5 protein-coding genes and 1 rRNA gene are annotated in these 4,347 nt (G+C 32.7%); 1 reads left to right on the forward strand and 5 read right to left on the reverse strand.

All coding sequences use genetic code 11. From position 1 onward, the window contains the following. The 5 genes from tnpA (EIC27_RS06260) to EIC27_RS08425 form a co-directional block, all read right to left on the reverse strand. The coding region (gene tnpA, locus EIC27_RS06260; RefSeq protein ID WP_205702322.1) for an IS66 family insertion sequence element accessory protein TnpA at positions 1-295 on the reverse strand (295 nt) is incomplete at its 3' end. Between the two features lie 156 nt (positions 296-451). Beyond that, positions 452-1,950: ribosomal RNA gene (locus EIC27_RS06265) — 16S ribosomal RNA — on the reverse strand. Positions 1,951-2,223: 273 nt separating this feature from the next. Next, a complete protein-coding gene (locus EIC27_RS06270; protein WP_126045214.1) occupies positions 2,224-2,943 on the reverse strand; it encodes an ATP-binding cassette domain-containing protein in 720 nt (239 codons plus the stop codon). Then, positions 2,925-3,812, reverse strand: coding sequence for an ABC transporter permease (locus EIC27_RS06275; protein ID WP_126045215.1), 888 nt, complete (start codon positions 3,810-3,812; stop codon positions 2,925-2,927). The genes EIC27_RS06270 and EIC27_RS06275 overlap by 19 nt, the downstream gene beginning before the upstream one ends. Positions 3,813-3,815: 3 nt before the next feature. Next, on the reverse strand, positions 3,816-4,085 hold the full coding sequence (locus tag EIC27_RS08425; protein ID WP_410519464.1) for an ABC transporter substrate binding protein: 270 nt from the start codon (positions 4,083-4,085) through the stop codon (positions 3,816-3,818). Positions 4,086-4,193: 108 nt separating this feature from the next. Between EIC27_RS08425 and tnpA (EIC27_RS08430) the strand changes: the two genes are divergently transcribed. Then, the coding region (tnpA, locus tag EIC27_RS08430) for an IS66 family insertion sequence element accessory protein TnpA (RefSeq protein WP_410519450.1) at positions 4,194-4,347 on the forward strand (154 nt) is incomplete at its 3' end.

A 4,347-nucleotide genomic window follows, 5' to 3' on the forward strand; every position in this document is an offset into this window, starting at 1 on the left:
ATCCTTTATTAAACCCTATTCTTATCCCCTTTTTACTTTCTATTATCATCTCTGATTTTATTTCTTCACTTCTTTCTTCTTCGCATTCTTTCACTCTTATTGGTATAAATTTATTTTTTACTGTATTTCTTTTATTTTCTACAAGAATTCTGTGCCATTTATAAAATGTACTTCTCGGCACATTCTTTTGCTTACAAAATTCATATTTACTTACATTACTTTTTTTATATTCTTCTACTAGCTCTTTCCATTTTTCATTACTTATTCTTTTTTTCTTTTTTTCTAATAGCATCATTAGCCTCTATTTTTTTAGGCTTTTGTTCTACCACTTATTTTTATTCTTGCCTAGATGCCCTTATTTTAGTGCTTACTTTTTAAGCTTGAAATATAGAATTTATAAGACGGTGGCGTTGTTATTATATATTTATAGCATATAGCTATTTATTTGTCTTTAGGAGGTAATCCAGCCGCAGGTTCCCCTACGGCTACCTTGTTACGACTTAACCTCAGTCATCAAACTCTCCTTGGTAAACTGCCTCTTTGCAGTTAGCTCATTTACTTAAGGAAAATTTAACTTCCATGGCTTGACGGGCAGTGTGTACAAGACCCGGGAACGTATTCACCGCAGCGTGCTGATCTGCGATTACTAGCGATTCCAACTTCATGCACCCGAGTTGCAGGGTACAATCCGAACTGAGGTAGCTTTTATAGATTTGCTCCAGGTCACCCTATTGCATCATATTGTGGCTACCATTGTAACACGTGTGTAGCCCAAGTCATAAGGGCCATACTGACTTGACATTATCCTCACCTTCCTCCAATTCTCCATTGGCAGTTTCTTTAAAGTTCCCAGCATAACCTGTTGGCAATTAAAGATAAGGGTTGCGCTCGTTGCGGGACTTAACCCAACATCTCACGACACGAGCTGACGACAGCCATGCAACACCTGTGATAGTCCAGCCGAACTGACTGACTAGTTTCCTAATCATACGACTAACATGTCAAGACTTGGTAAGGTTTTTCGCGTAGCATCGAATTAAACCACATGTTCCACCGCTTGTGCGGGTCCCCGTCAATTCCTTTGAGTTTTAACCTTGCGATCGTAGTTCCCAGGCGGAGTGCTTAATGCGTTAGCTTCGACGCTAAAACATAGTTCTAACATCTAGCACTCATCGTTTACTGCGTGGACTACCAGGGTATCTAATCCTGTTTGCTCCCCACGCTTTCGTGCAACAGCGTCAGTATTTAGCCAGACAGATGCTTTCGCCTTCGATATTCCTCCTGATATCTACGGATTTCACCCCTACATCAGGAATTCTTCTATCCTCTCTAATACTCTAGTTTTACAGTTTTGTAAGCAATTCTTTGGTTGAGCCAAAGGCTTTCACTTTCAACTTATAAAACCGCCTACGCACGCTTTACGCCCAATAATTCCGAGTAACGCTTGCCCCCTTCGTATTACCGCGGCTGCTGGCACGAAGTTAGCCGGGACTTTTTCTGTGGATACCGTCATTATCTTCTCCACTAAAAGAATTTTACAACCCTAAGGCCTTCATCATTCACGTGACGTCGCTGGATCAGGCTTTCGCCTATTGTCCAATATTCCTCACTGCTGCCTCCCGTAGGAGTCTGGACCGTGTCTAAGTTCCAGTGTGGCTGATCATCCTCTCAAACCAGCTAAAGATCGTAGCCTTGGTAAGCCATTACCTTACCAACAAGCTAATCTTGCATGGGCTTATCTTGCAGCGATAAATCTTTCACCTCTCGGCAATATACGGTATTAGCTACTGTTTCCAATAGTTATTCCGTACTGCAAGGAAAATTCTCATGTATTACTCACCCGTTTGCCACTAACTTTATTTGTGCAAGCACAAATATCGTCCGTTCGACTTGCATGTGTTAAGCACGCCACTAGCGTTCACTCTGAGCCAGGATCAAACTCTCAAGTTTGACTTATATCTAAGTAGTAAACTTAAAATAAGATTACCACCGTCTTATAAATTCTATATTTACTATTTCAAATATTGTGATCAGGTAGAAATATTTATAAACTTTTTATATGCTAAGTCAATGACTTTTTAACATTTCTATATACTATTTTTACAAATTATTATTTTAAACTAAATTTAAAACCTTTGAATACTTCATTTTTTTTATTATAAAGTAAATAAATATCATTTCATATATAAACTAATATATTAATTATTCATCAAAAAATTATCTTTAAAAACAATATTTTAGCAAATCTTGCTTTGAAATACCCTTGTTTTTATTAGAATAATAACAAATACTGCCATCCTGAAGTGCATATATTTTATTTCCATATTTTATAGCATATTCAAGATTATGGGTAACCATAATAGATGTAATTTTATGTTTTTTAATTATTACAGAAGTTAATTCCATAACTTCATCTGAAATCTTTGGATCAAGGGCAGATGTATGCTCATCAAGCAATAATAATTTAGGTGGATTAATAAATGCAAGCGCAAGAGCTAAACACTGTTTCTCACCACCAGATAAATCCCTAACTAACGTATTCTTTTTTAGAATTAAATTCTTATTATAAGGCTTTAACGCTTTATTAAAAAAATCTGCAGATTTTGAATTATTTTTCCCTAAGTACATTAAAAAATTTTCAAATACAGTAAAACTCTCAAATAAATTTTCTTCTAACCTTTGTGTAATTGTAATAACTTTTTTAAAAAACTCTGCACTTGAATACAACCTCACTGATTTCGACTCCAATGTAATATCCCCAGATGAATAATCTATACTTCTATTAACTGCATTTAAGAAAGTACTTTTTCCAGAGCCATTATGGCCTATAATTATAATAAAATCACCTTCATCAACATCAAACGCTATATTTTTAAGTATAGTTAATTTACTATTTGGTAAATAATAATTTATATCTTTAATTTTTAATAATTTCTTTTCCATGGATTACAATTTTTATTAGACATAGTCTTTAACAATAATATAAGTATAATACCTATTAATAATTTAAGATTTATTGGATTTACTCCTATATTTAAAAAAATAGTTACAGCTGAATAATATAAAAAAACACCTAAAAAACATGCTAGAGAATCTATAACCACCGAATAATTATTATGCTTAAAAATTTTCTTAATTATTTGAATACCTATAAGCAAAGCACCAATTGCAGTAAGTGCAATCCCAAATCCCATATTTATATCAGCAAAATCATAAATTTGACAGGTTAAGGAACCACTAACTGCAGCTAAAGCATTACTAATAGCCAAACCAATTAATCTATATTTCTCTGGATTTTTTCCAAGTTTATAAAGCAATCTATAATTATCACCATATGCCCTCAAATTTAACCCTAACTTCGTTTTAAATAAAACAAATACCAAAATAAAGCATACAATAGCAAAAATAGCTGAAAATATAAATTCATGATAGTGACTAAATAAATAGCTAAAGTAAGTATTTACCGTAATATGATCATATGTTGTTAGATTTGGAACACCCATAATCTGCAAATTAATACTATATAACATAAAAATCATTAATATCCCTGCTATAAGGCTATCTATTTTATTATGTCTTTGTATTAATGCCACTATAATTCCTGATAATGCTCCTGATAAAATTGCGCCAAACATTGCAAGTAAAGGGTTTACTAATTCAGTTGTCAATTTAGCAAAAACCACTGCACCTAATACAAAACTACCTTCAACAGTTAAATCTGTCACATTTAATACCTTGTATGAGATATAAATCCCCAAAATCAATGGAAATAAAATAAAACTCTGCTGAAAAATATCTAATATAATATTCATGATTTATTCTATAATTAATAATTTTTCGTTTTGCAATTTATCTTCATTAATATGAACTGATGAAAATTTATTCTTAAATATCATAAAATCCAGCATTATATTATCATTATTTTCAGTTGCATTGTTAAATGATATTAAAATTTTTGCAGCTGCAACACCTAACTCCTCTTCTTTTAACCCAATTGCTACATCAGCACCATTCTTAACGCTACCTTCATCAGAAGCAATAACTGGGATACCAATTTTTTTAGCCTCTTTAATAATAGAAGCTATGCCACTAACTACAAGATGATCTTTAAGAAGTAAGCGCTAAAATAAGGGCATCTAGGCAAGAATAAAAATAAGTGGTAGAACAAAAGCCTAAAAAAATAGAGGCTAATGATGCTATTAGAAAAAAAGAAAAAAAGAATAAGTAATGAAAAATGGAAAGAGCTAGTAGAAGAATATAAAAAAAGTAATGTAAGTAAATATGAATTTTGTAAGCAAAAGAATGTGCCGAGAAGTACATTTTATAAATGGCACAGAATTCTTGTAG

The sequence above is a fragment of the Candidatus Aquarickettsia rohweri genome, assembly GCF_003953955.1.
GTDB classification, from domain to species: domain Bacteria; phylum Pseudomonadota; class Alphaproteobacteria; order Rickettsiales; family Midichloriaceae; genus Aquirickettsia; species Aquirickettsia rohweri.

Coding starts and splice junctions, on each gene's coding strand:
- EIC27_RS06275 (WP_126045215.1), bottom strand. CDS start 3,812: ATGAATATTATATTAGATATTTTTCAGCAGAGTTTTATTTTATTTCCA.
- EIC27_RS06270 (WP_126045214.1), bottom strand. CDS start 2,943: ATGGAAAAGAAATTATTAAAAATTAAAGATATAAATTATTATTTACCA.